This window comes from Brevibacterium sp. FAM 27836, assembly GCF_051351055.1.
GTDB lineage: Bacteria > Actinomycetota > Actinomycetes > Actinomycetales > Brevibacteriaceae > Brevibacterium.
The window spans coordinates 1,949,863-1,974,474 of the sequence record NZ_CP195711.1 but is presented as its reverse complement, the minus strand read 5'-3'; the positions used below and the strand labels follow the sequence as shown (position 1 = coordinate 1,974,474).

The following is a 24,612-nucleotide window of genomic DNA, read 5'->3' as shown; positions in this document are numbered from 1 at the left end:
GCTCGAGGCCGGGATCGTCAGCACACTGCTGCGATCGACACCACCGCGGTCATCGCCTGGCGCCGATGCCGATGAGCCAGGCGCCCAGCACCGAGGCGGGATCGACCCGAGCTCCGCGCACGCCGTTGCCTGCCAACCGGTCGAACAGCAGGCCGTTCATCACACCGATGAAGTCGTTCGCTCGCTTCTCGGGCTCGGGGACCCCGAGACCGGCGAGCATGCGCTCGGCCTCGGCAACCAGCTTGAGCCGGATGGGAGATTCGGTGGTGAGCAGGGTGTGCAGTTCGGGGTCCTGCCAGTAGTCGAGAGACAGTGACATCCGTGCCCGGATATCGGTCCCGCGGGCGATGGTCGCCTCCAGCGTGGGGACCAGCTGTTCGAGCGCCTCGGCGACGGTGTTCGGCAGAGGGCGGTCACGGTCGCCCCCGCGCAGATCGGCCATGGCCGCGATCTGGTCGATGACCATGATGACCAGAGCGCGTCGGTTGCGCGCGTAGTTCGACGTCGTTCCCGGCGGCAGGTCGAGGCGCTGATCGATTCGACGGTGGGTGAGAGCATGACTGCCACCTTCGGCCACCAGCTCCATCCCGGTGCGGGCAATGGCCTCACGTCGATCCACTCATCCTCCTCGGCCGCCGGAATCGGACCATCGACTCACGACCGCCTCGCTCCTGGCGGCGCGGTCAGGACCATTCTAGGCGGGCGGTCATCTCTTCCGGCGAAGGTCCGCGAATCCGGCGATGAGAGCGTCGAGCGCGAACTCGAATCGCGCATGGGCAGCGCGATCGGCGTTCGCCTCGACCGCCTCGGCGAGGAGCGGGAAGTCTTCGGCGGACACTCCAGCCAGGTGGCGCCTCCACCTCTCCTCCCCATGCGGCCCCGGCGCCGTGTCGTCTCCGGCCTCGAGCACGGCGTGAATGAGGACCAGCTCGTTGAGGGAGTAGACGATATCGAGGGCCGAAGCCGGCGGGAACTCGTCGGCCTGGAGGAATGTCAGCAGGGACTCCATGAGCGCGAGGTTTCCGGTGGTCACCGCCGGGCGCGACATGACCAGCTCGACGAGCCTCGGATGTGCGCTGAGGGTCTCGAGCTGAGCGCGGGCATAGGTGCGCAGCCCGTCCTCCCAGCCATGACCGGCGAGGTCAACGATCGGCACCGAGGTGGCAAGGTCTTCGACGATCGCGTCGAGGAGTGCGCCTTTGTTCGGAAAATGGTGGTAGAGCGCCATTGCCTCGACGTCGAGTTCGGCACCGAGCCGGCGCATCGACAGTGCGGGCAGCCCCTCCTCATCGGCGAGGCGGATCGCGGTCGCCACGATCGCCTCGGCGGTGAGTCCCGCGTGCTGTCCGCGAGCGCGAGCAGTCCTGCGACTCACCATGGCCGGTCTTCCTGCATGAGCTCCGGTTTTCCTCCATTGACCTGTTCTGCAACGTAAAACTAGTATAGACACAGAGTTTTACGTCGTATAACTCTTAGTCGCGCAGCTCGCTTGGCGGGCCGGCGACACCACTTGCGGAATGGTCCCGCAACAGCATCACAGGAGAAAGGACTCCATGACCATGCACTATTCGCATTCGACGTTCCTCGCGCTCTGGGGCGGCCTCGCCCTCACCATCGTGGCCACGGTCAGCGCACACCTCGGGCGCGAGCTTCGCCCTCCTCGTCCGTGACACCTCGGGTGAGACCGGACTGCCGCCGTTCATCAGCGGGATCGGCCTCCTGCCCTCCGTGGCCGGCCTCATTGCCGTGGTCCTGATGTTCAGGGCACGGACGACCTCGGCGGGGGCAGACGCGAACTCGACGGGGCGAACACACCGCCGCCAAACCACCTGAAAGGCAGCATTATGACAACCAGTCTTCATACGAGCATGTCCCTCGACCCGCTGCGCCTGCAGAATGCCCTCGATGAGGTTCATCATGCAGGCATGCCCGGAATCGCCGCCGAGGTGGCCGATGACGGAGAGATCTGGCGCGGCAGCGCCGGTTTCGCCGAGGTGACCACCGAAGTTCCCATGTCCCCCGATCTGCATCATCGGGTCGGGAGCATCGCGAAGACGTTCACGACTCTCGCGCTGCTGCGATCGGCAGAGACCGGGCTCGTCGATCTCGACCAGAGCATCGGCCACTACCTTCCCGAGCTCGTCCCCGGTCAGCGTGGCCACGCCGTCACCGTGCGAATGCTCGCGAACCACACGAGCGGACTGGCCGAATATCTGCCGTCCATCTACGACTCCCTGCGTGCGTTCCCGGATCTCGCGCGAACCAGCCCCCGCAGCCTCGAGGAGAACAGGTTCACCCGGTTCACCCGCCGGGAACTCATCGCAGCCGGGGTTGAGGCACCCATGCTCGGAACACCGGGGCAGCCCCCTGGGATGTACTCGAATACGAACTACCTGCTGCTGGCCGAGCTCATCGAACTGGTCACCGGGAGTGCAGCCGAGGACCACATCACCACCGAGGTCATCGTGCCTGCCGGTCTGAATGACACCTACTTTCCCCACGGACACGGCTCTGGCCAGACCGCATTCGCGACTCTACGAGTCGTGGTTCTCGATGGCCGATCCGCCCCGTGACTTCAGTGAGTTCGACATGTCGTGGGTCGGGCCGGCGGCCTCCCTGGTATCGACCGCTGCCGATCTCAATCGGTTCTTCGGCCTCCTCATCGGCGGCGAGCTGCTCCAGGCGGAGTCGCTTGCGCAGATGCAGCGCACGGCCCCCGTCCGCTCCTTCGAGGGAACGATGATCGACTACGGATTGGGACTGCATCGCCGCAATGAGGCGGGAGGAACGTTCTGGGGCCACGACGGTTCGGTGTGGGGAGGCGGCGCCATCACCATGACACGTGCCGACGGCCGACGTCAGATGACGATCCTGGTGAATCGGCAGCGGTGGAATGAGCTGGATGATTCGGGCCGTCCCGTGCCGCATGCCATCGACGGAGCTCTCGAGCACCTGTACAGCTTGGCATTGGGCTGATGCCGGGCCCGTCTCCGCCCTGTGCCGGAGGCGGGCCCGGACGGTTCCCCACTCGGACGGATACCGCGGCATCAGCGGACTGACTAAGCTGGAGGAATGGCAGAGAACGCGACGTCTTTGAGACCCACGCGGGGTGATGTCTATCTGGTCGTCGCCCTAGCGGTCGCTTCGATGATCTTCGCGGTGCTGTACACGGCTGGTGGATATTGGCCATTCGAGGCGCCGCTCTGGGTGCTGTGTTTGGCCTCGACGGCGGTCGCCCTGCCACTGATCTGGCGGCGACGCTACCCCAGCCAGGTCGCCTGGATCCAAGTGATCATATTCGTCGGAGCACAGGTGTCCAGTGCCATGGAGCCCGGCGTCACCCAGATCATCCTGTTCATGGGTCTCTACTCGGTGGGAGCTTGGCAGAGCAACCGCCGAGCCGCCTTCATCTCCCGCGCACTCTACTGCCTCGGCATCCTCGTCTACCTAGTCCTCGCGCTGGGCCTCCAGTTCAACGATCTGTCCGATATGACCGCAATGCAGGTCGCGGCAAGCTTCGGCGTCAATCTGCTGACGAACGTCGCCTACTTCGGCGGTGCCTGGGTATTCGGCGATCGGGCGTGGAAGCAGCGGCAGCTGCTGGCCGAACTTCGGGCTGCCAATGACGAGGTCCGCTCACAGGAGAAGCGTCTGACCCAGCAGGCTCTCGAACTCGACCGGGTGCGTATCGCCCGCGAACTCCACGACGGTGTTGCCCACCACATCGCCGGAGTCGGCATCCACGCAGCGGCGGCCCGACGCAGTCTGACGAAGAATCCGGACAAGGCGGCCGAATCGCTGGCGACGATCGAATCCTCGACAAGGGAGACCGTCGAGGAACTCCGCGCGCTCGTCTACACCCTGCGCGATTCGGACGAATCGAGCACCGAAGGAGCGCCTGCGCAGGGCAACCCCGGCCTCGGCGATGTGCCCGAACTCATCGAATCCGCACAGCGGTCCGGGCAGACCGTCGAGTTCACGACGATCGGCAGCCCCCGACCACTGACCCCGATCACCGAACTGTCGATCTATCGCGTGATCCAGGAATCCCTGACCAACTGCTCCCGCTACGCGGGTGCCGGCGCCGAGGTGGATGTGCGGCTGCGATACGGCACCACCGGTCTCGAGGTCGAAGTCAGCGACTCCCGCCCGACCGGCGAAGGGTCTGCCCGCTCCGGCGCTGCGGCCGACCGGTCGGCCGGGGAAGGCCTGGGCCTGGGCATCATCGGTATGCGAGAGCGTATGAACGCACTCAGCGGCAGCCTGGAAGCGGGGCCGAAGTCCCGCGGCGGCTGGCTCGTCCGCGCCCGCCTCCCCTATCCTCACAGCGACGCCGAACCCGCGGCCGACGACCCGGCCGCCGCGACCGACCCAGTGGCGACCGCATCGGCTTCCGACTCCCCCGGGCCCGACAACTCAGTGAAGGCAACCAGATGATTCGAGTTCTCCTCGTCGACGACCAGTCGATGGTCCGCACCGGTTTCCGCACGATCCTCGAGAGCGAGGACGGCATCGCCGTCGTCGGAGAGGCCGAGAACGGTCAGATCGCCATCGATCGTGCCCTCGAGCTCTCCCCCGACGTCATCTGCATGGACGTGCAGATGCCGGTGATGAACGGCCTCGAATCGACCGCCCAGATCGTCCGCCGAGGCGCGGCCGGAGCGGTCCTCATGCTCACGACCTTCGACCGCGATGACTTCCTGTTCCAGGCGCTGGCCGCCGGGGCCAGCGGCTTCCTCCTCAAGACCGCCAAGGCCGAACAGCTCATCGATGCCGTCACGGCTCTGGCACACGGGGACGGGCTCCTCTCCCCCGAGGTGACCCGGCGCGTCATCGAACGCTCGGTGTCCACCCCCGAACCGACGACCCCCGCGGCACCGGAGCTCGACCAGCTCACCGAACGAGAACTCGAAGTGCTCAGACTGGTCGCGACGGGATCGAGCAATTCCGAAATCGCCGGTGACCTCTTCGTCGGCGAAGCCACCGTGAAGACCCACGTGTCGAATCTGCTGTCCAAGCTCGGCATCCGCGACCGCATCCACGCAGTGATCTGGGCTTATGAGAACGGGGTCGTGGCGATCGGTCAGCACGACAAGGGCTGAGATGAGACCACCGAAGCGACAACGGCAGTAATGTGATCGGTGTCGAATCGCTGAGAAGTGCGTCGAATCTCCCCCGCAGGCAGGGGCTCGAACTCACCCTCACGGCGGATCTCAGGCGGCTGGTCTCCGTATAGCGTTGTGGCATGATCACCCTGGAGAACATCAACCGCAGTTTCGGCAGCAAGCAGGTGCTGCACGATCTCAGCTTCGACATCGGCGACGGTCGGATGACCGGCTTCGTCGGCTCGAACGGCTCCGGCAAGACGACGACCATGCGAATCCTCCTCGGAGTCCTCGCCGCCGATTCCGGTCACATCACCGTCGACGGCGCCCCGATCACCCCGAGCCATCGCAGTGCGATCGGGTACATGCCCGAAGAGCGCGGCCTCTACCCGAAGATGCCGATCATCGATCAGCTCATCTATCTCGCCCGCTTCCACGGCCTGACCCGCCAAGCGGCGAAGAAGCGCGGTCTCGAGCTCCTCGACCAGCTCGACCTCAAGGGTGAACCCACCGACACCCTCGAATCAGTGAGCCTGGGCAACCAGCAGAAGGTCCAGATCGCGGCCGCCCTCATCCACAATCCGCAGGCGCTCGTCCTCGACGAACCGTTCTCCGGCCTCGATCCCGCCGCCGTCGAACGCACCCTCGACGTGCTCACTTCTTTCGCCGCCTCCGGCGCCCCGGTGCTGTTCTCCAGCCACCAACTCGACCTCGTCGAACGACTCGTCGACGACATCGTCATCATCAACGACGGCCACCTTGTCGCCGCCGGCACCACCGAAGAGCTGCGCCGCCAGCGCAGCCTGCCCGAATGGACCCTGCAGACCGACTCCGACCTCGGCTGGGTGCGCGGAATGCCCGATGTCTCCGTCGTCGAACTCGACGGCAGCTGGGCCCGCTTCACCGCCCCGAGTTCCGACACCGCCGAGGCGGTTCTGCGCCACGCGCTCACCGTGTCCTCGGTGACGTCGTTCGGGCCGCACGAAGTCGCCCTCAACCGTCTGTTCCAGGAGGTCACACAGGCATGAGCACGACAGACACGAACACCGCCGCCAGCGCCCGCTCGCACCGCGCAGGTTTCACCACCGCCATCGGACTCGTCATCGAACGCGAGATCATGGTCCGCCTCAAGTCCAAGGCCTTCATGGTCTCGACGATCTTGAGCATCGTCATCCTCGGTGTCCTCGTCGGGGTCTCCGGGGCGCTGCCCTCTCTCTTCTCCTCCACCGACGAGGTGGCGGTCACCTCGGCGGGGGCGAAGGCCGTGGACGGAATCGAGGGCATCGAAACGGTCTCAGTCGATGACGCGGATGAGGCGAAGGCCCTGGTCACCTCCGAGAAGGTCGACGCGGCCGTCGTCGAGTCGAAGGACTCGCCGACCGGGGTCGCGGTCCTGTCTCTGCGCTCGGCACCCGAGTCGCTCATCGGCGCACTCAGCCTCACCCCCGAGGTCGAGCTCCTCGACCCCGATGCCCCGGATCCCACGCTCACGTACCTCATCGGGCTCGGCCTCGGGCTCGTGTTCTTCATGGCCGCGATGACGTTCGGAAACACGATCGCCTCGTCCGTGGTCGAGGAGAAGCAGTCACGGATCGTCGAGATTCTGCTCGCGTCCACCTCGGCGCGGGTGCTCATGTTCGGCAAGGTCATCGCGTGCACGATCCTCGCCTTCGCCCAGATCGGCCTCACTGCCGTCGCGGTTCTCACCGGGGCCGCGATCAGCGGAAACGACCTCGTGCTCGGATCGGTGGCCGAACCGATCGCCTGGTTCGTCCCCCTCTTCATCATCGGCTTCGTCATGGTCGCCGCCCTCTATGCGGCCGCCGCCTCACTGGTCTCGCGCACCGAGGATCTGCCGTCGACGAGTATGCCGATCATGATGCTCATTTTCCTGCCCTACATGGGCGTCATCATCTTCTCGTCGAACGAAACGGTGATGGCGGTGCTGTCCTACATTCCGTTCTCGGCGGCAGTGGCCGTGCCGATGCGCGTTTTCCTCGGCACGATCGCCTGGTGGGAGCCGCTGGTCTCCCTGCTCATCCTCGTCATCACCACGCTGTTGGCGCTGCTGCTGGCGACCCGGATCTTCGAACGCTCGATCCTGCAGTCGGGCCCGAAGCTGTCCTGGGGGCAGGCGCTGCGCCGTCCACGGGGCTGAGGCCTACAGCCAACCGTTCTCCTCGGCGATCCGCGCGGCATCGGCACGGTTGCGGGCATTCGTCTTCCCGATCGCCGAGGACAGACGATTGCGCACGGTGCCGGTCGAGAGGTGGAGCGTCGCGGCCACTTCGTCGACGCTGGCCCCGTCCGCGGCCGTGCGCAGCACATCGGTCTCCCTGGCGGTCAGCGGGGAGGACCCATGCATCGTCGATTCGACGACGAGTTCGGGGTCGATGACCGACATTCCGGACATGACGCGGCGGATGCCGTCGGCGAGGTGGTCGACCGGAGCGTCCTTGACCATGAACCCGCTGACCCCGGCGTCCAAGGCCCGTTTGACCCATCCGGGACGTCCGTAGGTCGTGACGATGATGACTTTGACCCGGGGAAACTCCTTGTGCAACGTGGTGGCGACACTCAGTCCGTCGGGTTCGGGCATATCGACGTCGAGCAGCGCCACGTCCGGACGGGTCTTCGAAATCGCCGGCAGGACTTCGTCGCCGCGGGCGCACTGCGCGACGACTTCGAAGTCGGATTCCATGCCGAGCAGGGCGGCGAGCGCTTCGCGGACCATGGTCTGGTCGTCAGCGATGAGCAGCGTCGTCACGGGCCTCACCTCCGTCGACGTCAAGGTCGAATCCGGCATCGGTCTTCCGAGTGCGCACTCGCGCCCCCACGCCCGCAGCTCTCTCCCGCAGGCCCCGCAGCCCGGTTCCGGCCCCCACTTCGCCGAGGTCGAGCGTCGTGGCTGGGTGAGTGGGGTCGCCGCGGCCGGCGGTGTCGTTGCTGATGATGAGACGGTGCCTTTCGAGGGTGATCGTCGCCCGCTGCGCTCGGGCATGCCGGAGGATGTTCGTGCTGCCTTCGCGCAGACTCCACGCGAACAGTTCCCGCAGGCGGGGATCGACGACATCGACCGAGGTCGGAGCCTCCACCGTGATGTCGGCGGCCCGCAGCGCCCGGGTTGCTTCGACGAGTTCCTCGGCCAAGGAGATCGTGCGCGTTCCCTGCACCGTGGTGCGAACGTCGGCGAGCGCACCACGGGCGAGCTCTTCGATCTCGGCGATGTGCCGGGCCGCATCGGGGGACCCTGCGGCTTCGAGTTTCGCCGCCAGCTGCGCTTTGAGCGCGATGACGGTCAGGGAGTGGCCGAGCACATCGTGGACGACCTGGGACACGCGCAGTCGTTCGGTCTCGCGTTCCAGACGGCGGTTCTCCTCCTCCGCCTGCCGGGCCGCTCTGGACCGGTCACCGGCCATGAGTGCCATCACCATGGCGAACCCGGAGATCGAGATCCCGAAGGTGGCCGACCAGTCGTGACTCCACCCGGGGACGAGACGTTGGGCCACCTCGGCGACGATGAGCGTCGAGGCCGCGATGACGAGTCCGGGGATCACCCGCCGCACGGACACCACAGCGATCACAGAGATATAGGCCAGATACGACAGTGCCGCCTCGCCGACGAGGGGAACGGCCACGACGGTGATGGCGATCATGATGATGAGCGCCGCATTGACGACGATCAGGGCCTGTCGTGTGCGGTGAGCGCGGGGGTCGCGCATCGTCCGGACGAAGGTGCCCAGACCGATGCCGCCGGCGATCATGCCGAGGTAGAACACGACTGCGAAGGCGACCGTGAGGCTCACGCCCCAGAACCGCTGTGCCCCATCGAGCCGCAGCGAGGCGGCCAGCGGATAGGAGAGGAAGACGAGCCAGAAGAACGGGAAGAACCAGCTCATGAAGTTCAGCGGGCGCAGCCCGGCGGGCGAGGACCCTGCCCTCGCCCCGCCGGTGGTGTCGTTCGCGGTCACTGTGCTCCTGACGTGATCGTTGGGTTCGCGCGTCCCCTGCAGGCCGTGACGTGGTCGGCCGTCACACCCGCGAGGTGTCCCGGCGCAGGGCCAGGGCCGATCCTGCGACGAAGATCGCAAGCCAGACGAGGACACTGACGATCGCCCAATGATCGTAACCCCCGCCCAGCGGTGCGCGGGCGATTTCGCCGACTCCGTAGGCCGGAGTGAAGCGGGCGATGGTCTGCAGGGTGTCCGGCCAGATCTCCAGCGGGACGAAGAGTCCGCCGATGAGGGAGAGGATGCCGAGGACCATGCTGGCCACCTGGATCGCGTTCTCGGCGGGCAGCAGATAACCGAGCATGACGCCGAAGGCCGCGAAGACACAGGACGTGAGGATGACGAGAAGTCCGGAGGAGACGAGCGTTGTCAGGGGCGCATGGACGCCGGTGATCGCGGTGAGGACGAAGACGACGATGACGGACACCGCGCCGAGGACCATGGACACGATCACCTTGATGAGGATGTACGCCGCCGGGCGCAGCGGCGTCAGCGCCAGCTGGCGACTCCATCCGAGGGCCCGTTCGATCGCGACTTGGGCGCCGCCGGTGGTCGTGGCGATCATCGCTCCGTACGTCGCCAGGGACACGGAGATGTAGAGCGCGGCATTCGTGCTGCCGAGCATCTCGTCCTTGTTCGTCAGGCCGAAGATGAGATAGAAGACCGCAGGCATGATCATCGTGAAGATGAGCGTGCGCCGGTTGCGCAGCTTCCGCAGCAGCTCGAGCCGGAGCAGGGTGGCCGAGAATCCGCCGAAGCGGGGGATCCTGCGGTCGTCAAGAGAGGAGAGGAACCTCGCCGAGGCGGCCCCTGGTGCCGTGCGCACCTTCGAGGATCCGGCCGGTTGGGTCGATGGCGGTTGAGTCGATGGCTGGGTGGACATGTCATGCCCCTTTCGCTGTGAGACTGATGAAGGCGTCTTCGAGGGAGTGAGAGGTGATCTCGAGGTCGGTGCAGGCGTTGTCGAACAGCATCTTCGCGGCCGCATCGGAGTCGGTGGTGCGCATTCTCAGGCGCCTGGCCTGCACGTCGATGGATTCGACTCCGGCCAGGCCGCCGAGGAGGTCGACCAGTTCGGCCACGCCCGCCTCGGCGGTGGGCTCGCCGTCGGTCAGCGGCAGGGTCGCGCTCACAGTCTTCGCTGCGGCCATGCCGCGGATCTCATGGGCCGAACCGTCGGCGACGACCTTCCCGTCTGCGATGAGGATGACGCGGTCGGCGAATTCGTCGGCCTCCTCGAGGTAGTGGGTGGCGAAGAGGATCGTCTTGCCGGTCAGCGCATCAGCGCGCATCTGGTGCCAGAAGTCGCGGCGGCCGGTGACATCCATCCCGGTCGTCGGTTCGTCGAGGACGATGAGGGCAGGGTCGGGCAGGAGCGCCATGGCGAAGCGCAGACGCTGCTTCTGCCCGCCCGAGCACTTCTTCACGACCGAGTTCGCGATTTCGGCGATTCCTGCACGTTTGAGAACGAGATCGGTGTCGAGGGAAGAGGCGAAGATCGCGGATGTGTATTCGACGGTTTCGCGGACGGTGAGGTCATCGAGCGGGCCGCCGGTCTGCATGACCGAGCTGACGTAGCCGAGAGACACGGCTCGCCGAGGCGGCATGCCGAAGATCTCGACGTCTCCTGCATCGGGTCGGCTGAGGCCGAGCAGCATGTCGATCGTCGTCGTCTTGCCTGCTCCGTTGGGTCCGAGGAAGGCGACGACCTCGCCGGGGCGGATCGTCAGGTCGAGATCGTCGACGGCTGTGATGCCGCCGAAGCTCTTCGTCAGATGGTTGAGGGCGACCGCGGAGGCGGTGACGGCTCCGCGGTGGACCGGAACGGCCGAAGCGGGTGTGTGGGACGTTGTCTGTGAAGTCATGTTCACACACTAGAAATCAGTGCTCGCGTGCGCTGATGCCATTTGTCACCGAGTGCGGGGTGCCATTTGTCACTGGATCTCACGACGAAAGAATGGAAATTCCACCGTGCTGGCAACTGTATCTGCCGCAAACTGGCAAACTGTCAGATATGTCCGAAAATTCTTCCGATGAATTTCAGGCCGAGGAGGCCGTCTCCTCGTATGTCAGCAGACGGCAGCGCCGAGAGGAAGAGTCCGGACAACCACGCTTACCGTGGAAGCGGGGGCTGAGCATCGCTCTGCAGGTGATCGCTTGGACGCTTGCGGGACTTTTCGCCCTGATCATCGTGCTCACCGTGCTGGTTCCGCGAGTCATCGGGGCCGAGCCCTACACCGTCATCTCGGGATCGATGGAACCGACCATTCCGACGGGCTCGATCGTCGTGTCCCAACACGTCGGAGCCGATGACGTCGCCTTCGGTGATGTCATCACCTACCAACTGAAGTCGGGAGAGCCCTTGACTGTCACGCACCGAGTCGTCGGTGTCGACATCGTCGAAGGTCAGACTCGTTATCGGACTCAAGGAGATGCGAACAACGCTGAGGATCCGCTTCCGGTCCGCCCTGAGCAGATCCGCGGAGTGGTCATCTATCACATACCGTTCGTCGGATATCTGGGGCAACTGGTCCCGATGGGCAACAGACAGACGATCGCAACCGTCATCGGCATCGGGCTCATCGGCTATGCCGTCATCATGTTGACCCGAAGCCTCGTTGACCAGCGCCGAAAAAGACGGCTTTCATCCACGCACGACTCCGCAGAATGATCTCTGAGTTGAAGATCACCTCTCTATCGAATAATCAACATTGCCTGTTGTAATATTTGCAGTTATCATTAATTGTGAATGCAGATTATCTGCATATGACATGGCTGAAGTTGAATATGTGATTTTTTCATGACTTCGCTCGTCGACAACCACCCCTCTCCAGTAAAAACAGGATCACACGTGAAGAAATCAACGAAGGCACTCATCGCCGGCGGCATCGGCGTCGCTCTCCTCGTCGGCGGAGCCGGCACCGTTTCGTTCTGGACGGACGAAGCTGAAGGCGGCGACGGAGTGATCTCGGCTGGAACACTCGATCTCGGCTCTCCCGCAGGCGGCGGCTGGGAGATCAGCCACGAAGGCGACGGCAGCGGAACAGCCACCGAACCGGTGGCATTCGACCCCAGCGCGGACCAGATCGTTCCCGGAGACGTGCTCTCTTACACACAGTCCATTCCCGTCACCCTCGAAGGCGAGAACATCAAGGCGGAGTTCAACGGCAGCATTGACGTGACTCCCTCAACCGATGGCACCGCGGATACGGCCCTGTCTGAGGCCATCGAATCCGAGGATCTCGCCGCCACCGGTCTGACCGGCGCAACAGGCGACCTCTCCCTCGACGGAGAGACGCTCGCCGGTGAAGGTGACGGCTCGGTCGAAGTGACGACCACCATCACCTTCCCCTGGGGAACCGAGGGGCAGTACAACGACGCCAAGCTCGGCTCGCTCAATTTCGCCGTGGACTACACCCTCACTCAGGTCCCCGGGAACTGACCCCTTTCGTTTTCAGGGTGGGTTCGACTGACTCGAACCCACCCTCCGGCTCGTCCTCAATCCCCGCCTCCACATGAGGAGCACGAGAATGTCTCTCCGTCGCGCAGTGTTCGCTGCCGCAGTTTCTGCTGCGGCCGGCGCGCTGCTGATCGGCGGCGGCGTGACTTATGCGGCATGGTCCGATTCCGCGGAATCGGAATCCACGACGGTCCAGGCGGGGACACTGACCGCAACGATCGCCCAAAAGGGTCCGACAAACGAATCGATCGGGTCGAATCCGAGCATCGTCGTGACTTCAGGCAGCAACGGAATCATCCCGGGCGCACAGGCACAACGGTGGACGTACACGGTGACGAACTCAGCGAATTCGGCGACCGCAGCCACCGGCACGCTCGACATCGCCGGAACGCCGTCGAGCACCGACGACTACGCCGTCATGCGCCCCTATCTCCGTGCCTCAACCACAATCAACGGCACGAAGAAGAACATTCCCGATTCCGCTTTCTCGTCCAGCGGATTCTCTTATTCAGTGGATCTGGGCAAGACACTCAAGCCGGGCGATTCCCTGGACATCATTCTTGACCTGTCCATGCCGGCGACTGCGACAAATTCGGCTGGAAAGAAAGTCGACGTCGCCGTCGAGCTCCTCAATCGTCGCAGCGCGAACCTGGACGTGCAGTCAATTTTCACGATGAAGAATTCGGCTCAACTCAAGCAAGCGGGGAAGCCGTGACCCGCCGCTTCTCGAAACCTGCGACACGCAAGGCGTGGATGATCACCGCCATCCTCGCTGCACTTTTCCTGCTCGTCCCGGTGGGCGCTACGACGGCATACTTGACCAGTAAGAGCACTGCCAGCCAAACCATAGGCGGCGTCGGCCGCTGGTGCTCGGTCCCGAACCCCGCCGAGCAGCCGAACGTGTATCGACTGAAGGACTTTCCCACCTATTCATCAAGCGGTTCGTCGATGATCATCGTCCCTGCTGTCCGCAATGGTGAGTTCGGATCCGGAGGCGGAGACGGTCGACTCGGAGTCCGAGCCTGGGCATGCAGCAGCAGCTCGCTGACGACTGGCTCCAACATCAAAGTCACCTCGTGGCGAAACACTTCCGCTTCTCCGGCGCTCAACTGGCTCCAGCCAGTCAATGGAAGCGGCCTCCCCTCTCGTCGGCTCAACCCGTCGAGCGGTTTGGGACAGGAGCTCACGAAGCTCCATCGCGAAGGTACATCTGGGCTCGTCGGTGCTCGACTCGGCGGAGATGATCGCGCAAAATATGCCTGGATCATGTCGTCGGGGCGTACTAAGACTGCGACGAACGCCTCGCCGTCGTATTCCCTCCTCGTTCACAACTTCAATATTGATCCTCATCCGACGTTCTCAAGTGGGTTCAAATCCGACGATTCAGGAACTCGAACGGTCAGCAACTCGGTGGAGTACCTCGCGACGGCATTTTGGAAAGGATCCGGGGAATGGTCTGGTGGGCTCCTCTCACCGCCCACTGCCCAGCCGGTCAATCTCGTTTCCTACAAAAATGACATCACCAGCACCGACGGGCGCCAGGTCCAGTGGGTCGTCATCGAATGGTGGGGCGCGACCGCACCGAGTGATGACATGGTCCTTGAGGTGTTCGTGCGATGACCCGCCGTTTTGTCGTCTCGGTATTGGCCGCAGTCCTCGGCCTGGCCCTGGTGATCGTCGCACCCGCAGCGGCGAGCGCCGAAGGTCAGATCGTCGTCACCCGACCCGACGGCAGCCCACCCGGCAAGCTCTTCACCGACCTCACCTTCGTGCCCGGCGATACGAAGACGGAGAAACTCGTCGTCACACAGACGACAGATGAGGACGTCTCGACCGGTATTCGCTTCGAGGCCACCTCCCCACACGGCCCACTCCATGATTCGGCTGAGGTCACCATCAGCGGCTTCGGCAATTCGGTATCTGCTCCCCTCGGCGAAGCACTCGATGCCGATTCCCCTTATTGGCTCGGAACATTGAGTCCGGAGGACAAGGAATCGATCACCGTATCCGTCCGCCTGCCCGCTTCGGCCGGGAACGACACCAAGCGAGAACGGGCGCGATTCCGCGTCATCGTCACAGCCCAAGGTGACGGTGTCGGCCCCACTTCTCCGCCGACCGATCCCCCGAAGGACTCCGCGGCGGATTCCGACGACAGTGCATCGAGCGAAGCGGATGCCTCTGCCTCAGATCAGGATGACGACTCCTCTGCAGACAGCAGCAGCGGAACCACTGCCGCCTCAGGATCGAAGTCGAAAGGTGAGGAGAACACCGCAGCCGACGGCAGCTCGGAATCCGGCGCCGGTTCGGACGTCAGCAGCAAATCGGACTCCGGCGGCACGAATCTCGGAACGTCAGACACAACAGCAGATGCGGGGTCCGATGCCGACGGGTCGCTTCCGCGGACGGGACTCGGATCACTGTCAATGCTGTTCGCCGGCGCCGGTCTGCTGCTCCTCGGCGTCATCGTGATCGCCATTGTTCGGCGTCGCCGACACAGAACTGCGAGTTAACTCAGGCTTCACATTCCCTCCACTCACTTTGTGAGAAAGCTGAGTAAGTTGGAAGCCGTCTGCTCGCACACAGACGCTCACGCGCTCGTCCGAGCCCTGCCGTCGGTACGGCTCGGACCGCATCTTCGGTGAACGTCTGTGTGCTTCTCTACGAAAGGACGGCACATGGCCAGGAGAACCCTGCGAATCGCTGCGGCGACCGGCGCTCTCAGCTTCGCGCTCTTCGGAGTCGCAAGCCCCGCCCAGGCTTCGGGAATCGACGAACCCGGCGGAGCCCGCCAGCTCGACGGTGACAACACCGACGCCATCCGCGACGCGGTCGAGGACTCCGGCGCGAAGAACGTCATCCTCCTCATCGGCGACGGCATGGGCGATTCCGAGATCACCGCCGCCCGCAACTATGCGAAAGGCGCCCACGGACGCTTCGACGGTCTCGACGCACTGCCGATGACCGGGCAGTACACCACCTATGCGGTGGACAAGGACACCGGCAAGCCGGACTACGTCACCGACTCCGCTGCGAGCGCCACCGGCTGGTCCTCGGGTACGAAGACCTACAACGGGGCGCTCGGTATCGACCGCAAGGGCAACCCGCACAAGACCCTCATCGAAATGGCCCGTGCGAAGGGAATGAAGACCGGCGACGTCTCGACCGCGGAGATCCAGGACGCGACACCGGCCGCGCAGCTGACCCACATCAGCCTCCGCGGCTGCTACGGGCCGGAAGAGACAAGCGAGGACTGCTCGGATGAGGCGCTGGAGAACGGTGGGCTCGGTTCAATCAGCGAGCAGATCATCAACGCTCGTGCCGATGTCACCCTCGGCGGCGGCTCGGCCTCCTTCGAACAGAATGCCACCGCCGGTGACTGGAAGGACCAGACGCTGCTCGAGCAGGCCGAAGATCGCGGCTATCAGCTCGTCGATGATTCCGACTCACTCGATTCCCTCACCGAGGCGAACCAGGATTCGCCGGTGCTCGGACTCTTCACAGAGGGCAATTTCCCCGTTCGCTGGGAGGGCCCGAAGGCCACCCACGGAGGCGGCACCGAACCGGCCGTGAAATGCAAGAACAACCCCGAGCGCACCTCGAATGTGCCGAAGCTCGATCAGCTGACGAACAAGGCCGTCGACCTGCTCGACAACGACGATGGATTCTTCCTCCAGGTCGAGGGAGCAAGCATCGACAAGGAGGATCACGCCGCGAACCCGTGCGGTCAGATCGGTGAGACCGTCGACCTCGACGAAGCGGTCAAGGCCGCCCTCGACTTCGCGAAGGAGGACGGCGAGACTCTCGTCATCACGACCGCCGACCACGCCCACACGAGCCAGATCGTCTCCGCCGGTTCGGACACTCCGGGTCTGACCCGGACACTGACCACCGCCGACGGCACCGATATGACGATGAACTACGCGACCGCGGACGAAGAGGAGTCGCAGGGCCACACGGGCACGCAGCTGCGCATCGCCGCCTACGGACCGGGTGCCGCCAACGTCGTCGGACTGACCGATCAGACGGACATGCACTTTACGATCGCCGACGGCCTGGGACTCGACCCCGAGGCCGAAGTGCCCGGCGACCCGGGCGACGATGCGAACGGCGATGACGACTCGGCGGGCACGGATGACGCGAACGGTTCTGCCACTGCCTCAGGTTCGTCCGATACCGGCGGCGATGACAGTTCGGCAGGCTCTCAGGACTCGAACGCATCCGAGGACTCCAACGGCTCGAACGATGCCGCCGGTGGCGGAACCGGCGCGAATGGCAGCTCCGAAGGCGGCGAAGGCAATGCCGGCTCCGGCAGCGGAGGCGAAGGCCCGGGGCTGGCCGGCGGTGGCGGCGGAACCCTGCCGCGCACCGGCGTCGAGATCGGTGCCGCGGTCTTCTTCGGCGTGGCCGCGATCATCGGCGGATCGGCTCTGATCCGCATGGCCAAGCGCCGTGGGATCCTCCCCGCCTGAACCGCGCACGAGGCCGGACGCTCCCAGCGAAGCGTCCGGCATCGTCCGTCCCACTCACAGGTTCGCCTGGCACAGTGAGCTCATGGACCCGCTGGATCTGCCCCTGACCACCGACCGACTGGTTCTGCGCGCGTATCGCGAGTCCGATGCCAGGACGCACCTTCCCATCTACTCCCGCGAGGATGTCTCCCGGTTCCTCCTCCAGGAGCCTTGGACCGCCGAGGTGGCCGAGACCGAGATCGACAAACGCCTCCCCCGCACGGGGCTCGAGACAGATTCGCGTGCCCTGGCCCTGGTCATCGAGACCGCCGACGGCCTCGATTCGCTCGAGGGGTCACGAGTCATCGGCGATATCGCGATCTGGCTCGCCGACGACAGCGAGGAGAAGGCCGAGGTCGGGTGGATCCTCGATCCGGCCGCCGCCGGTCACGGCTTCGCCACCGAAGCGGCCATCGCGGTCCTCAACCTCGCCTTCGACCATTACGGACTCCACCGGGTGTTCGCGCAGATGGATGCCCGAAACACCGCCTCGGCGAAACTGGCTCAGAGGATCGGCATGCGACAGGAAGCGCACCTGCGCAGGGACTGGTGGTCGAAAGGCGAATGGACCGACACCCTCGTCTTCGGAATGCTCTCAAGCGATCGGCAGACGGCCTGAGTGCACCGAGAGCGTCACCTCCGGTCCGAGGACTTCGCCGGCACCGGCTGTCCGACTCGAGTTTCTGAGATCTCTGACTCTTTGCTCCAGGGCGCGTACTCTGCGGCCCTCTCGGTGTGAGAATCTGAGGTGGCCGTGAAGCCTGGCCCGTCGATCGAACGGGCAGGTGGCCACGGGCAGTCGAGAGAAGAGGACAGCAGACACCGATGGCTCCAGCCGACAAGGATCGCAGCGAGGCAGTGCCCACGGATGAACACACCGACGGCGGCAGAGAGAACGTCGGTCTGCGCAGAGGCCTGACTGCCCGCCACATCAGATTCATGGCCCTCGGCTCAGCCATCGGCACGGGGCTCTTCATGGGCTCCTCGGAGTCGATCCAGTCCGCCGGCCCGGCAGTGCTCCTCGCCTACATCATCGGCGGCGCCGCCGTCTTCATGGTGATGCGCGCCCTCGGCGAATTGGTCGTCCGGCACCCCGTCTCGGGCTCCTTCGGCCAGTATGCCTCTCACTATCTTCACCCCTTCGCCGGCTTCCTCGTCGGGTGGACCTTCGCCTTCGAGATGATCCTCGTCGCCGTCTTCGACGCCACAGCGATCGGCGTGTACATGGGGTTCTGGTACCCCGACGTGCCGCGGTGGATCTGGGTGCTGGCCGTCGTCTTCTTCATCGCCGCGATCAACATGATCGGCGTCAAGATCTTCGGTGAGCTGGAATTCTGGTTCGCGCTGATCAAGATCATCGCGATCATCGTCCTCATCGCCGCCGGCGTGGCCATCATCGTCTTCGGCTTCGGCATCGCCGACCACGACCAGATGGGACCGCAGGCACTGGTCGATCATGGCGGTTTCCTCCCGCACGGGTTCTGGGGGCTGCTCTCATCATTCACCATCGTGATGTTCGCTTTCGGAGGCGTCGAGATCATCGGAGTCACCGCCGGTGAGGCGCAGAACCCGAAGCGGGTGATCCCCGCCGCCATCAACTCGGTGCCGGTGCGCATTCTCCTCTTCTACGTGCTCACCCTCGGCGTGATCATGTGCATCCTGCCGTGGAACCAGATCACGTCGGAGACCAGTCCCTTCGTCGCGATCTTCGACTCCGTCGGTTTCACAGCAGCGGCGGCCATCCTCCAGGTCGTTCTCATCACTGCCGCCCTGTCGGCCATCAATGCCGATGTCTTCGGTGCCGGTCGGATGCTCCACGGTCTGGCCGAACAAGGTCAGGCACCGCGATCGTTCGCCCGCACCTCTCGCAACGGCGTGCCCGTGATGACGGTGATCACGATGATCGTCGCACTGCTGGTCGGCGTGGCCCTCAACTACCTCTATCCCGACCAGGCACTGTTCCTGCTCGGAGCACTGGCCACCTTCGCGACGCTGCTGGTGTGGCTGATCATCCTCGCCGCTCACCTGCGGATGAAGCGCGTGATCGCCCAGGAGAACCGCCTGCCCAGCGAATTTCCCATCCCCCTGTGGCCGCTCGGCTCGTGGATCACCGTGGCGTTCATCGTCTTCGTCGTCGTCATGGTCGGCATCGTCCCCGACTCACGTCCGGCCCTCTGGGTCGGCCTGCTGTGGGTGGCTGCGCTGGGGCTGTGCTACCTCGCCTTCATCCGCGGCGAGGGTCGCCGACACTACGAACTCAGCGACCGCACCGAACCGATCACGGCGTCCGACGGCGCAGAGTGAGCGACCCGACGATGATCGCACCGACGATCCAGCAGGCGATGAAGAGCACCCGCAGCCAGATGTAGGCATCATCCTCACCGCCGGTCGAAACCGCATTCAGCGCATCGATCGCGTGCGACAGCGGCAGCCAGTCACCGATGGTCTCGAGCACCTCGGGCAGCTGGTCGCGCGGGAGGAAGATCCCGCCGAGCAGGATCTGCGGGAAGACGAAGACGGGCATGAACTGCACGACCTGGAACTCCGTGCGGGCGAACGCGTTGGCCAACAGTCCCAAGGCCGTCCCCAGCAGAGCATCGGCGATCGCGACGACGAAGAGCAGCCCGACCGAACCTTCGATCTCGAGTCCGCAGATCATGGTCGCATATCCGACGGCCACTGCCGTCTGCACAATGGCGAGCAGACCGAACGCCAGAGTGTAGCCGAGGATGAAGTCCCCGCGGCCCAAAGGCATCGACAGAAGCCGTTCAAGGGTTCCGCTGCGGCGTTCGCGCAGGGTCGCGATGCTCGTCACGAGGAACATGACGATGAACGGGAAGAGCGCAAGCATCGCCGGCCCGATCGTTGAGAACACCTCGGTCTCGTCGAAGATCCAGGCCACGAGACCGATGAGCAGGCTGGGCACGATGAGCAGCAGAGCGATCGTGCGCGGGTCGTTGCGGATCTGGACGAGGACGCGTCCCGTCGTCGCCAGGGTGCGCAGCGGGTTCATCGCCGCCCTCCTGCCTTCGCGCCATGTCCCCGGCCGGTGCGACCTCGGCCCTCTCGCGAGAGCAGACGAGTGCCGGAACCGCCCCCGCGCCCAGAGGCACCCGGTGCCGATATGTCCTTGTCGATGATGCGGAGGAAGGCGTCCTCCGCCGAGGCGGCCCCCGTGCCGGCGAGCAGATCGTGCGGAGTCGTATCGGCGATGATCGCGCCCTCCCGCATGAGCAGCAGTCGATCGCAGCGCGTCGCCTCGTCCATGACATGACTCGAGACCAGCAGCGTCGTCCCTTCCTCGGCGAGCCTACGGAAGAGCTCCCACAGATCGGCGCGCAGCAGCGGATCGAGTCCCACGGTCGGTTCGTCGAGAACGAGCAGATCCGGAGAACCGAGCATCGCCGCGGCCAGAGACACCCGGTTGGCCTGCCCGCCCGACAGCGTGCGGGCGATCTGATCGGCCTGGCCGGTGAGGTCGGTGCGTTCGAGCACGCGATCGACCTCGGATTTCGGCGCTCCCTGCACACGTGCGAAGTAGCGCAGGTTCGCCCGCACACTCAGATCGTCGTAGATGCTGGCCGCCTGAGTCATGTAGCCGACCCGGTGGCGCAGCGCAGCGGACCCGGCCGGACGGCCCAGCACGTCCATCTTCCCGCCGGAGACGATCTGGACACCGACGATGGCGCGCATGAGCGTCGTCTTCCCGCTGCCGCTGGGTCCGAGGAGCCCGACGATCGCTCCGCGGGGCACGTCAAGGTCAAGGGCGTCGATGACGGTCTTGCGACCGCGGCGGACCGTGAGACTGCGCACCTCGACCGAATTGTTCATCATCTGTTGAATGAGACACCCGGAGCCGTCTGAGGTCAACAGTTCGAACAGTCACTGGTGCCGCACCCGGGGTGCGTCTGGCGCAGGGGACACCGGGCCCGAATCCACGACGTGCCCCGGAGTATCGTGAGACCGAGCCCCGAAAGGTCTGCACAACGATCCGCCGGCACCGGCAAAGGTCTGGGAAACGGGCCTCTGTGTGGTCAGAACCGCCTCGGCGAGGGGCCTAGCGTGGGTGTAGCAGCAATCGGATGAAAGGTTCCACGATTCACATGTTCAGGCAGTCGTCGAAGTTGGCCAATGTCCTCTATGACATTCGGGGACCCGTTCTCGAAGAGGCCCAGGCGATGGAAGCCGCCGGTCACACGATCCTCAAGCTCAACATCGGCAACCCCGCTCCGTTCGGCTTCGAAGCCCCCGAGGCGATCGTCCAGGACATCTCAGCGAACCTTCCGGTCACGCAGGGCTATTCGGATTCGCGGGGAATCCTCTCCGCCCGCCGCGCTGTCGTCCAGTACTACGAGACCCGCGGCATCCACAATCTCAGCACCGATGAGGTCTTCCTCGGCAACGGCGTCAGCGAGCTCATCACTCTGAGCCTGCAGGCTCTATGCAATCCCGAGGACGAGATCCTCGTGCCCGGACCCGACTACCCGCTGTGGACCGCCTCGGTGGCACTGTCCGGCGGCACACCGGTCCACTACCGGTGCGCCGAGGAGGACGCCTGGCAGCCGGATCTGGCCGACCTCGAATCCCGCATCACCGAACGCACCCGCGGCATCGTCGTCATCAACCCGAACAATCCGACCGGTGCGGTGTACTCGAAGGAGACGCTGAAGAAGATCGCGGACATCGCCCGCCGTCACGGGCTCATGATCTTCGCCGATGAGATCTACGAGAAGATCACCTACGACGGCGTCGAGCTGGTCAACATGGCCACACTGACCGGTGACGATGTGCTGTGCCTGACCTTCTCGGGACTGTCGAAGGCCTACCGAGTCGCAGGGTACCGCTCCGGCTGGCTCGCGATCACCGGACCGCTGGAGGAGGCACACAGCTACCTCGAGGGGATCAAGCTGCTGGCGAATATGCGCATGTGCTCGAACGTGCCTGCCCAGCATGCCATCCAGGCGGCACTGGGCGGGAAGCAGTCGATCGACGATCTCGTCCTGCCGACCGGTCGCCTCGGTGCGCAGATGCAGGTCGCCCACGAAGGGCTCAACTCGATCGACGGGGTCTCAGCTCACCGGGCCGACGGTGCTCTGTATATGTTCGCGAAGCTCGATGTCGAGAAGTTCGGCATCACCGACGATGAGCAGTTCGCCCTCGATCTGCTGCGCGAGCAGAAGATCCTCGTCTCCCACGGCACGGCCTTCAACTGGCCGAAGCCCGACCACTTCCGTCTGGTCACCCTGCCTTCGGTCGAGGTGCTCAGCGAGGCGATCGAACGGCTCGACACGTTCCTGTCCGGTTACCGTCAGGTCGCGAATTCGACGTGTGAGCTGCCGATCGTGCGGGAACGGACGGAAGCCGGTCACTCGATGCGCACGACCTCGGCCGCGGCGGGTTGAGGCCGCGACCAAGCTCAGTCAGCACTGTCATGGTCACCACCGCCGATCTCGACGAGCTGCGAGTGAACTGAGAGGCACTGAGACAATGAGCCCATGGTGGAGGACACAGGTGGGCGAGTGACCGTTTCCGCAGATTCCGTCGCCGAGGTCATCGGCCGGCTGTCCCGCGGCAATCCCATCGACCGGCGTGCCCTCGAACAGCAGTGCGGTGAGTCGCCTGAGCTCATCGAGGCCCTCGTCGACCTGTCGGCCACGATGACCCGGTGGAAGCAGAAGGACCGCGAACGAGCGGCCCTGCTCGAAAGCGCCTCAGAGCTCATCCGGGTTCGCGACACGACACGGCTGCTCCAGAAGCTCGTCGACCGAGCCCGATCGCTCATCGGATGCGATATCGCCTATCTCTCCCAGTACTATCCGGATACCGATGAGCTGCGCGTCAAGGCCAGTCGAGGAGCCATCTCCTCCCAGCTCACGACCCTGCACGTCCCTCCTGGAATCGGCCTGGCCGGTCGGGTCGTGCGCGACCGGGCCGCCCAGTGGACCTCGAACTACGATGTCACCCAGCTGCCGCACGAGCGACAGGTCGACTCCGCGGTCAGAGCCGAAGGCATGGAGTCGCTCCTCGGGGTGCCGATGGTCGTCGACGGGGAGGTCCTCGGTGCCCTCTTCGCCGCCAACCGCTATGCGCACGAATTCACCACAGATGAGATCACTCTGCTCTCGGCCCTCGCCGACCACGCCTCGGTGGTGCTCAAGACGGCGCGACTCATGGGAGAGCTCGCCGAGGCCGCCCGGAGCTCCGCAGAGGCCGAGGAATCGGCCGCCGCTCAGGCCGCGACGCTGGGACGCCTCGTCGAGGTCGAGGAGCATCTGACTCGACTGGTCCTCCAGGGTCGGGGAGGCTCCGCGGTCACCGACGCCGTCGCCACGATGCTCTGCGCGGAGGTGCTCGTCATCGACAGCGCGCGTCTGAAGTCCCCCGACTTCCCCGATCACGAGCACGTCTTCTCCGACGAGGCGAGCTTCTTCGCCGACCTCGAGGCGGACAGGACCGACATGCTCACTGCGCTGGAGACCAGCAGGGAGACCGGGCGCAGCGCCGAGGTGCCGAGAGCCGAGAACCTGCTCGTCGCCTCGGTGGCCTCACACCGACGTCAGCACAGCGGGCTCTTCGTCCGCTTCCACACCGCCCCCGCCGCCGGCGATGCGAACATCGTCGCTCAGGCCGCGCAGTCGCTGGCCCTCATCCACATGAACGCGCAGGCACGGGCCGACGCCGAGAACCGGGTCAGAGGGGAGCTCGCCGTCGATCTCATCGCCGGGACCCGGTCCCTCGACGAGCTCGAGGCCCGTGCTCGGCTCAACGACTTCAGTCTCGCCGGGCCGTGGCGGATGATGACGATCCAGGCGGGTCCCGGAGTCGACGAGCACCTCGGTGCACGCTTGGCCCGGATCGAACCGCGCATCCTGCTCACCCAGCGCTCCCCCGGCCTCACCGTCCTCATTCCCAGCTCTGTCGCGGATTCTCGCCTGTCCCTGAAGCGGCTCAGCGCAGAGCCGGACGTCCTGGGCGGGTGCCTCGTCGTCGCCTCCGACTCCGACTGCGACCGCTCGCAGCTGGCCGTGGTCGAAGACGAGCTGTGGTCGTGTGTGCGGATCCTCAACTCTCTGGGCATCGACGAGGGGATCCATCCGGCCGCGGACTTCGCTCCCTATACCGCGATGTTCGGCACGGCCCCGGAACAGGTGGGCAGATTCATCGACCGTCTGCTCGGGCCCCTCCGCGATTGGGATCGCAAGCACTCCGCCGAGCTCACCGACACAGTCCGCGTGTACTTCGAGAGCAACGGGAGCATCAGCAGGACCGCTGCCGCACTGTCGGTGCACATCAACACCGTCAAGCAGCGCCTCGAGCGCGTCGATCAGGTCCTCGGCGAGGGGTGGAGAGCCCCGGAGTTCGCCTTCCGTCTGCAAGTGGCGCTGCGTCTGGACCGACTCGCACATCCGAGGTGAGCGCGCTTCGCGCGGCGGGAGGGACTCCACGCGGCGGGAGCGGACTCCACACGATGCGAGCACAGCAGCACCCTGTCCGAAACAGACATGGACAGTCCTGGATTCGGGCCGAAA

24 protein-coding genes are annotated in these 24,612 nt (G+C 65.0%); 16 read left to right on the top strand and 8 right to left on the bottom strand.

Going from position 1 to position 24,612, the window contains the following annotated elements; genetic code table 11:
- Positions 1 to 49: 49 nt before the first annotated feature.
- Entirely contained in the window at positions 50 to 619 is a 570-nt protein-coding gene (locus ACSE4D_RS08915) for a TetR/AcrR family transcriptional regulator (RefSeq protein WP_135537802.1), read from the bottom strand.
- A gap of 87 nt (positions 620 to 706) precedes the next feature.
- A complete protein-coding gene (locus tag ACSE4D_RS08910; RefSeq protein WP_167854343.1) occupies positions 707 to 1,378 on the bottom strand; it encodes a TetR/AcrR family transcriptional regulator C-terminal domain-containing protein in 672 nt (223 codons plus the stop codon).
- Positions 1,379 to 1,844: 466 nt separating this feature from the next.
- Here ACSE4D_RS08910 and ACSE4D_RS08905 point away from each other — a divergent pair, with 466 nt between their 5' ends.
- The 6 genes from ACSE4D_RS08905 to ACSE4D_RS08880 all read left to right on the top strand — a co-directional run bounded on the left by ACSE4D_RS08905 (position 1,845) and on the right by ACSE4D_RS08880 (position 7,263).
- Entirely contained in the window at positions 1,845 to 2,573 is a 729-nt protein-coding gene (locus ACSE4D_RS08905; protein ID WP_436327104.1) for a serine hydrolase domain-containing protein, read from the top strand.
- On the top strand, positions 2,554 to 2,976 hold the full coding sequence (locus tag ACSE4D_RS08900) for a serine hydrolase (RefSeq protein WP_436327103.1): 423 nt from the start codon (positions 2,554 to 2,556) through the stop codon (positions 2,974 to 2,976). Before ACSE4D_RS08905 ends, ACSE4D_RS08900 begins: the two co-directional genes overlap by 20 nt.
- A 96-nt stretch (positions 2,977 to 3,072) precedes the next feature.
- On the top strand, positions 3,073 to 4,437 hold the full coding sequence (locus tag ACSE4D_RS08895; RefSeq protein ID WP_135537799.1) for a sensor histidine kinase: 1,365 nt from the start codon (positions 3,073 to 3,075) through the stop codon (positions 4,435 to 4,437).
- Positions 4,434 to 5,102 (top strand): response regulator, encoded by a 669-nt coding sequence (locus ACSE4D_RS08890; protein ID WP_135537798.1) that lies wholly within the window; start codon positions 4,434 to 4,436, stop codon positions 5,100 to 5,102. The genes ACSE4D_RS08895 and ACSE4D_RS08890 overlap by 4 nt, the downstream gene beginning before the upstream one ends.
- Before the next feature lie 143 nt (positions 5,103 to 5,245).
- Entirely contained in the window at positions 5,246 to 6,133 is an 888-nt protein-coding gene (locus ACSE4D_RS08885) for an ABC transporter ATP-binding protein (RefSeq protein WP_135537797.1), read from the top strand.
- Entirely contained in the window at positions 6,130 to 7,263 is a 1,134-nt protein-coding gene (locus ACSE4D_RS08880) for an ABC transporter permease (RefSeq protein WP_436327102.1), read from the top strand. Before ACSE4D_RS08885 ends, ACSE4D_RS08880 begins: the two co-directional genes overlap by 4 nt.
- 3 nt (positions 7,264 to 7,266) lie before the next feature.
- Here ACSE4D_RS08880 and ACSE4D_RS08875 read toward each other — a convergent pair whose 3' ends face one another.
- From ACSE4D_RS08875 to ACSE4D_RS08860, 4 genes are all read right to left on the bottom strand, one after another.
- On the bottom strand, positions 7,267 to 7,872 hold the full coding sequence (locus ACSE4D_RS08875; protein WP_436327101.1) for a response regulator transcription factor: 606 nt from the start codon (positions 7,870 to 7,872) through the stop codon (positions 7,267 to 7,269).
- Positions 7,850 to 9,076 carry a sensor histidine kinase gene (locus ACSE4D_RS08870; protein WP_436327100.1) on the bottom strand — a complete coding sequence of 409 codons (1,227 nt, stop codon included), beginning with the start codon at positions 9,074 to 9,076 and terminating at the stop codon, positions 7,850 to 7,852. Before ACSE4D_RS08870 ends, ACSE4D_RS08875 begins: the two co-directional genes overlap by 23 nt.
- 61 nt (positions 9,077 to 9,137) lie before the next feature.
- On the bottom strand, positions 9,138 to 9,998 hold the full coding sequence (locus tag ACSE4D_RS08865; RefSeq protein ID WP_436327099.1) for an ABC transporter permease: 861 nt from the start codon (positions 9,996 to 9,998) through the stop codon (positions 9,138 to 9,140).
- Position 9,999: 1 nt separating this feature from the next.
- Positions 10,000 to 10,980, bottom strand: a complete 981-nt coding sequence (locus ACSE4D_RS08860) for an ABC transporter ATP-binding protein (RefSeq protein WP_436327098.1) — start codon at positions 10,978 to 10,980, stop codon at positions 10,000 to 10,002.
- A gap of 149 nt (positions 10,981 to 11,129) precedes the next feature.
- Between ACSE4D_RS08860 and ACSE4D_RS08855 the strand changes: the two genes are divergently transcribed.
- From ACSE4D_RS08855 to ACSE4D_RS08820, 8 genes are all read left to right on the top strand, one after another.
- Entirely contained in the window at positions 11,130 to 11,786 is a 657-nt protein-coding gene (locus ACSE4D_RS08855) for a signal peptidase I (RefSeq protein ID WP_436327097.1), read from the top strand.
- Positions 11,787 to 11,966: 180 nt separating this feature from the next.
- Entirely contained in the window at positions 11,967 to 12,557 is a 591-nt protein-coding gene (locus tag ACSE4D_RS08850) for an alternate-type signal peptide domain-containing protein (RefSeq protein WP_167854341.1), read from the top strand.
- An 88-nt stretch (positions 12,558 to 12,645) separates the two neighbouring features.
- On the top strand, positions 12,646 to 13,290 hold the full coding sequence (locus tag ACSE4D_RS08845) for a SipW-dependent-type signal peptide-containing protein (RefSeq protein WP_436327096.1): 645 nt from the start codon (positions 12,646 to 12,648) through the stop codon (positions 13,288 to 13,290).
- A 38-nt stretch (positions 13,291 to 13,328) separates the two neighbouring features.
- Positions 13,329 to 14,195, top strand: coding sequence for a hypothetical protein (locus tag ACSE4D_RS08840; protein ID WP_436327095.1), 867 nt, complete (start codon positions 13,329 to 13,331; stop codon positions 14,193 to 14,195).
- Positions 14,192 to 15,085, top strand: a complete 894-nt coding sequence (locus ACSE4D_RS08835) for an LPXTG cell wall anchor domain-containing protein (protein ID WP_436327094.1) — start codon at positions 14,192 to 14,194, stop codon at positions 15,083 to 15,085. The genes ACSE4D_RS08840 and ACSE4D_RS08835 overlap by 4 nt, the downstream gene beginning before the upstream one ends.
- Positions 15,086 to 15,250: 165 nt before the next feature.
- Positions 15,251 to 17,044: an alkaline phosphatase gene (gene phoA / locus ACSE4D_RS08830; protein ID WP_436327093.1), complete on the top strand. Its 1,794-nt coding sequence runs from the start codon at positions 15,251 to 15,253 to the stop codon at positions 17,042 to 17,044.
- 82 nt (positions 17,045 to 17,126) lie between these two features.
- Complete coding sequence (locus ACSE4D_RS08825) at positions 17,127 to 17,702, top strand: GNAT family N-acetyltransferase (protein WP_436327092.1); 576 nt, start codon at positions 17,127 to 17,129, stop codon at positions 17,700 to 17,702.
- Between the two features lie 206 nt (positions 17,703 to 17,908).
- Complete coding sequence (locus ACSE4D_RS08820) at positions 17,909 to 19,387, top strand: amino acid permease (protein ID WP_436327091.1); 1,479 nt, start codon at positions 17,909 to 17,911, stop codon at positions 19,385 to 19,387.
- Here ACSE4D_RS08820 and ACSE4D_RS08815 read toward each other — a convergent pair.
- A complete protein-coding gene (locus ACSE4D_RS08815) occupies positions 19,362 to 20,096 on the bottom strand; it encodes an ABC transporter permease (RefSeq protein WP_436327090.1) in 735 nt (244 codons plus the stop codon). The two genes, ACSE4D_RS08820 and ACSE4D_RS08815, sit on opposite strands and share 26 nt — an antisense overlap.
- On the bottom strand, positions 20,093 to 20,917 hold the full coding sequence (locus tag ACSE4D_RS08810; protein ID WP_436327089.1) for an ABC transporter ATP-binding protein: 825 nt from the start codon (positions 20,915 to 20,917) through the stop codon (positions 20,093 to 20,095). Before ACSE4D_RS08810 ends, ACSE4D_RS08815 begins: the two co-directional genes overlap by 4 nt.
- Before the next feature lie 269 nt (positions 20,918 to 21,186).
- Here ACSE4D_RS08810 and ACSE4D_RS08805 point away from each other — a divergent pair, with 269 nt between their 5' ends.
- Positions 21,187 to 22,485: a pyridoxal phosphate-dependent aminotransferase gene (locus tag ACSE4D_RS08805; protein ID WP_425120099.1), complete on the top strand. Its 1,299-nt coding sequence runs from the start codon at positions 21,187 to 21,189 to the stop codon at positions 22,483 to 22,485.
- 117 nt (positions 22,486 to 22,602) lie between these two features.
- Positions 22,603 to 24,498 carry a helix-turn-helix domain-containing protein gene (locus ACSE4D_RS08800; RefSeq protein WP_436327088.1) on the top strand — a complete coding sequence of 632 codons (1,896 nt, stop codon included), beginning with the start codon at positions 22,603 to 22,605 and terminating at the stop codon, positions 24,496 to 24,498.
- The last annotated feature ends 114 nt before the right edge of the window (positions 24,499 to 24,612 follow it).

What these genes read in the sequence shown, in the direction of transcription:
- ACSE4D_RS08910 (WP_167854343.1), bottom strand. Translation starts at nt 1,378, where the DNA reads ATGGTGAGTCGCAGGACTGCTCGCGCTCGCGGACAGCACGCGGGACTC.
- ACSE4D_RS08905 (WP_436327104.1), top strand. Translation starts at nt 1,845, where the DNA reads ATGACAACCAGTCTTCATACGAGCATGTCCCTCGACCCGCTGCGCCTG.
- ACSE4D_RS08900 (WP_436327103.1), top strand. Translation starts at nt 2,554, where the DNA reads ATGGCCGATCCGCCCCGTGACTTCAGTGAGTTCGACATGTCGTGGGTC.
- ACSE4D_RS08895 (WP_135537799.1), top strand. Translation starts at nt 3,073, where the DNA reads ATGGCAGAGAACGCGACGTCTTTGAGACCCACGCGGGGTGATGTCTAT.
- ACSE4D_RS08890 (WP_135537798.1), top strand. Translation starts at nt 4,434, where the DNA reads ATGATTCGAGTTCTCCTCGTCGACGACCAGTCGATGGTCCGCACCGGT.
- ACSE4D_RS08885 (WP_135537797.1), top strand. Translation starts at nt 5,246, where the DNA reads ATGATCACCCTGGAGAACATCAACCGCAGTTTCGGCAGCAAGCAGGTG.
- ACSE4D_RS08880 (WP_436327102.1), top strand. Translation starts at nt 6,130, where the DNA reads ATGAGCACGACAGACACGAACACCGCCGCCAGCGCCCGCTCGCACCGC.
- ACSE4D_RS08865 (WP_436327099.1), bottom strand. Translation starts at nt 9,998, where the DNA reads ATGTCCACCCAGCCATCGACTCAACCGCCATCGACCCAACCGGCCGGA.
- ACSE4D_RS08860 (WP_436327098.1), bottom strand. Translation starts at nt 10,980, where the DNA reads ATGACTTCACAGACAACGTCCCACACACCCGCTTCGGCCGTTCCGGTC.
- ACSE4D_RS08855 (WP_436327097.1), top strand. Translation starts at nt 11,130, where the DNA reads ATGTCCGAAAATTCTTCCGATGAATTTCAGGCCGAGGAGGCCGTCTCC.
- ACSE4D_RS08845 (WP_436327096.1), top strand. Translation starts at nt 12,646, where the DNA reads ATGTCTCTCCGTCGCGCAGTGTTCGCTGCCGCAGTTTCTGCTGCGGCC.
- ACSE4D_RS08840 (WP_436327095.1), top strand. Translation starts at nt 13,329, where the DNA reads ATGATCACCGCCATCCTCGCTGCACTTTTCCTGCTCGTCCCGGTGGGC.
- ACSE4D_RS08835 (WP_436327094.1), top strand. Translation starts at nt 14,192, where the DNA reads ATGACCCGCCGTTTTGTCGTCTCGGTATTGGCCGCAGTCCTCGGCCTG.
- phoA (WP_436327093.1), top strand. Translation starts at nt 15,251, where the DNA reads ATGGCCAGGAGAACCCTGCGAATCGCTGCGGCGACCGGCGCTCTCAGC.
- ACSE4D_RS08825 (WP_436327092.1), top strand. Translation starts at nt 17,127, where the DNA reads ATGGACCCGCTGGATCTGCCCCTGACCACCGACCGACTGGTTCTGCGC.
- ACSE4D_RS08820 (WP_436327091.1), top strand. Translation starts at nt 17,909, where the DNA reads ATGGCTCCAGCCGACAAGGATCGCAGCGAGGCAGTGCCCACGGATGAA.
- ACSE4D_RS08815 (WP_436327090.1), bottom strand. Translation starts at nt 20,096, where the DNA reads ATGAACCCGCTGCGCACCCTGGCGACGACGGGACGCGTCCTCGTCCAG.
- ACSE4D_RS08810 (WP_436327089.1), bottom strand. Translation starts at nt 20,917, where the DNA reads ATGATGAACAATTCGGTCGAGGTGCGCAGTCTCACGGTCCGCCGCGGT.
- ACSE4D_RS08805 (WP_425120099.1), top strand. Translation starts at nt 21,187, where the DNA reads ATGTTCAGGCAGTCGTCGAAGTTGGCCAATGTCCTCTATGACATTCGG.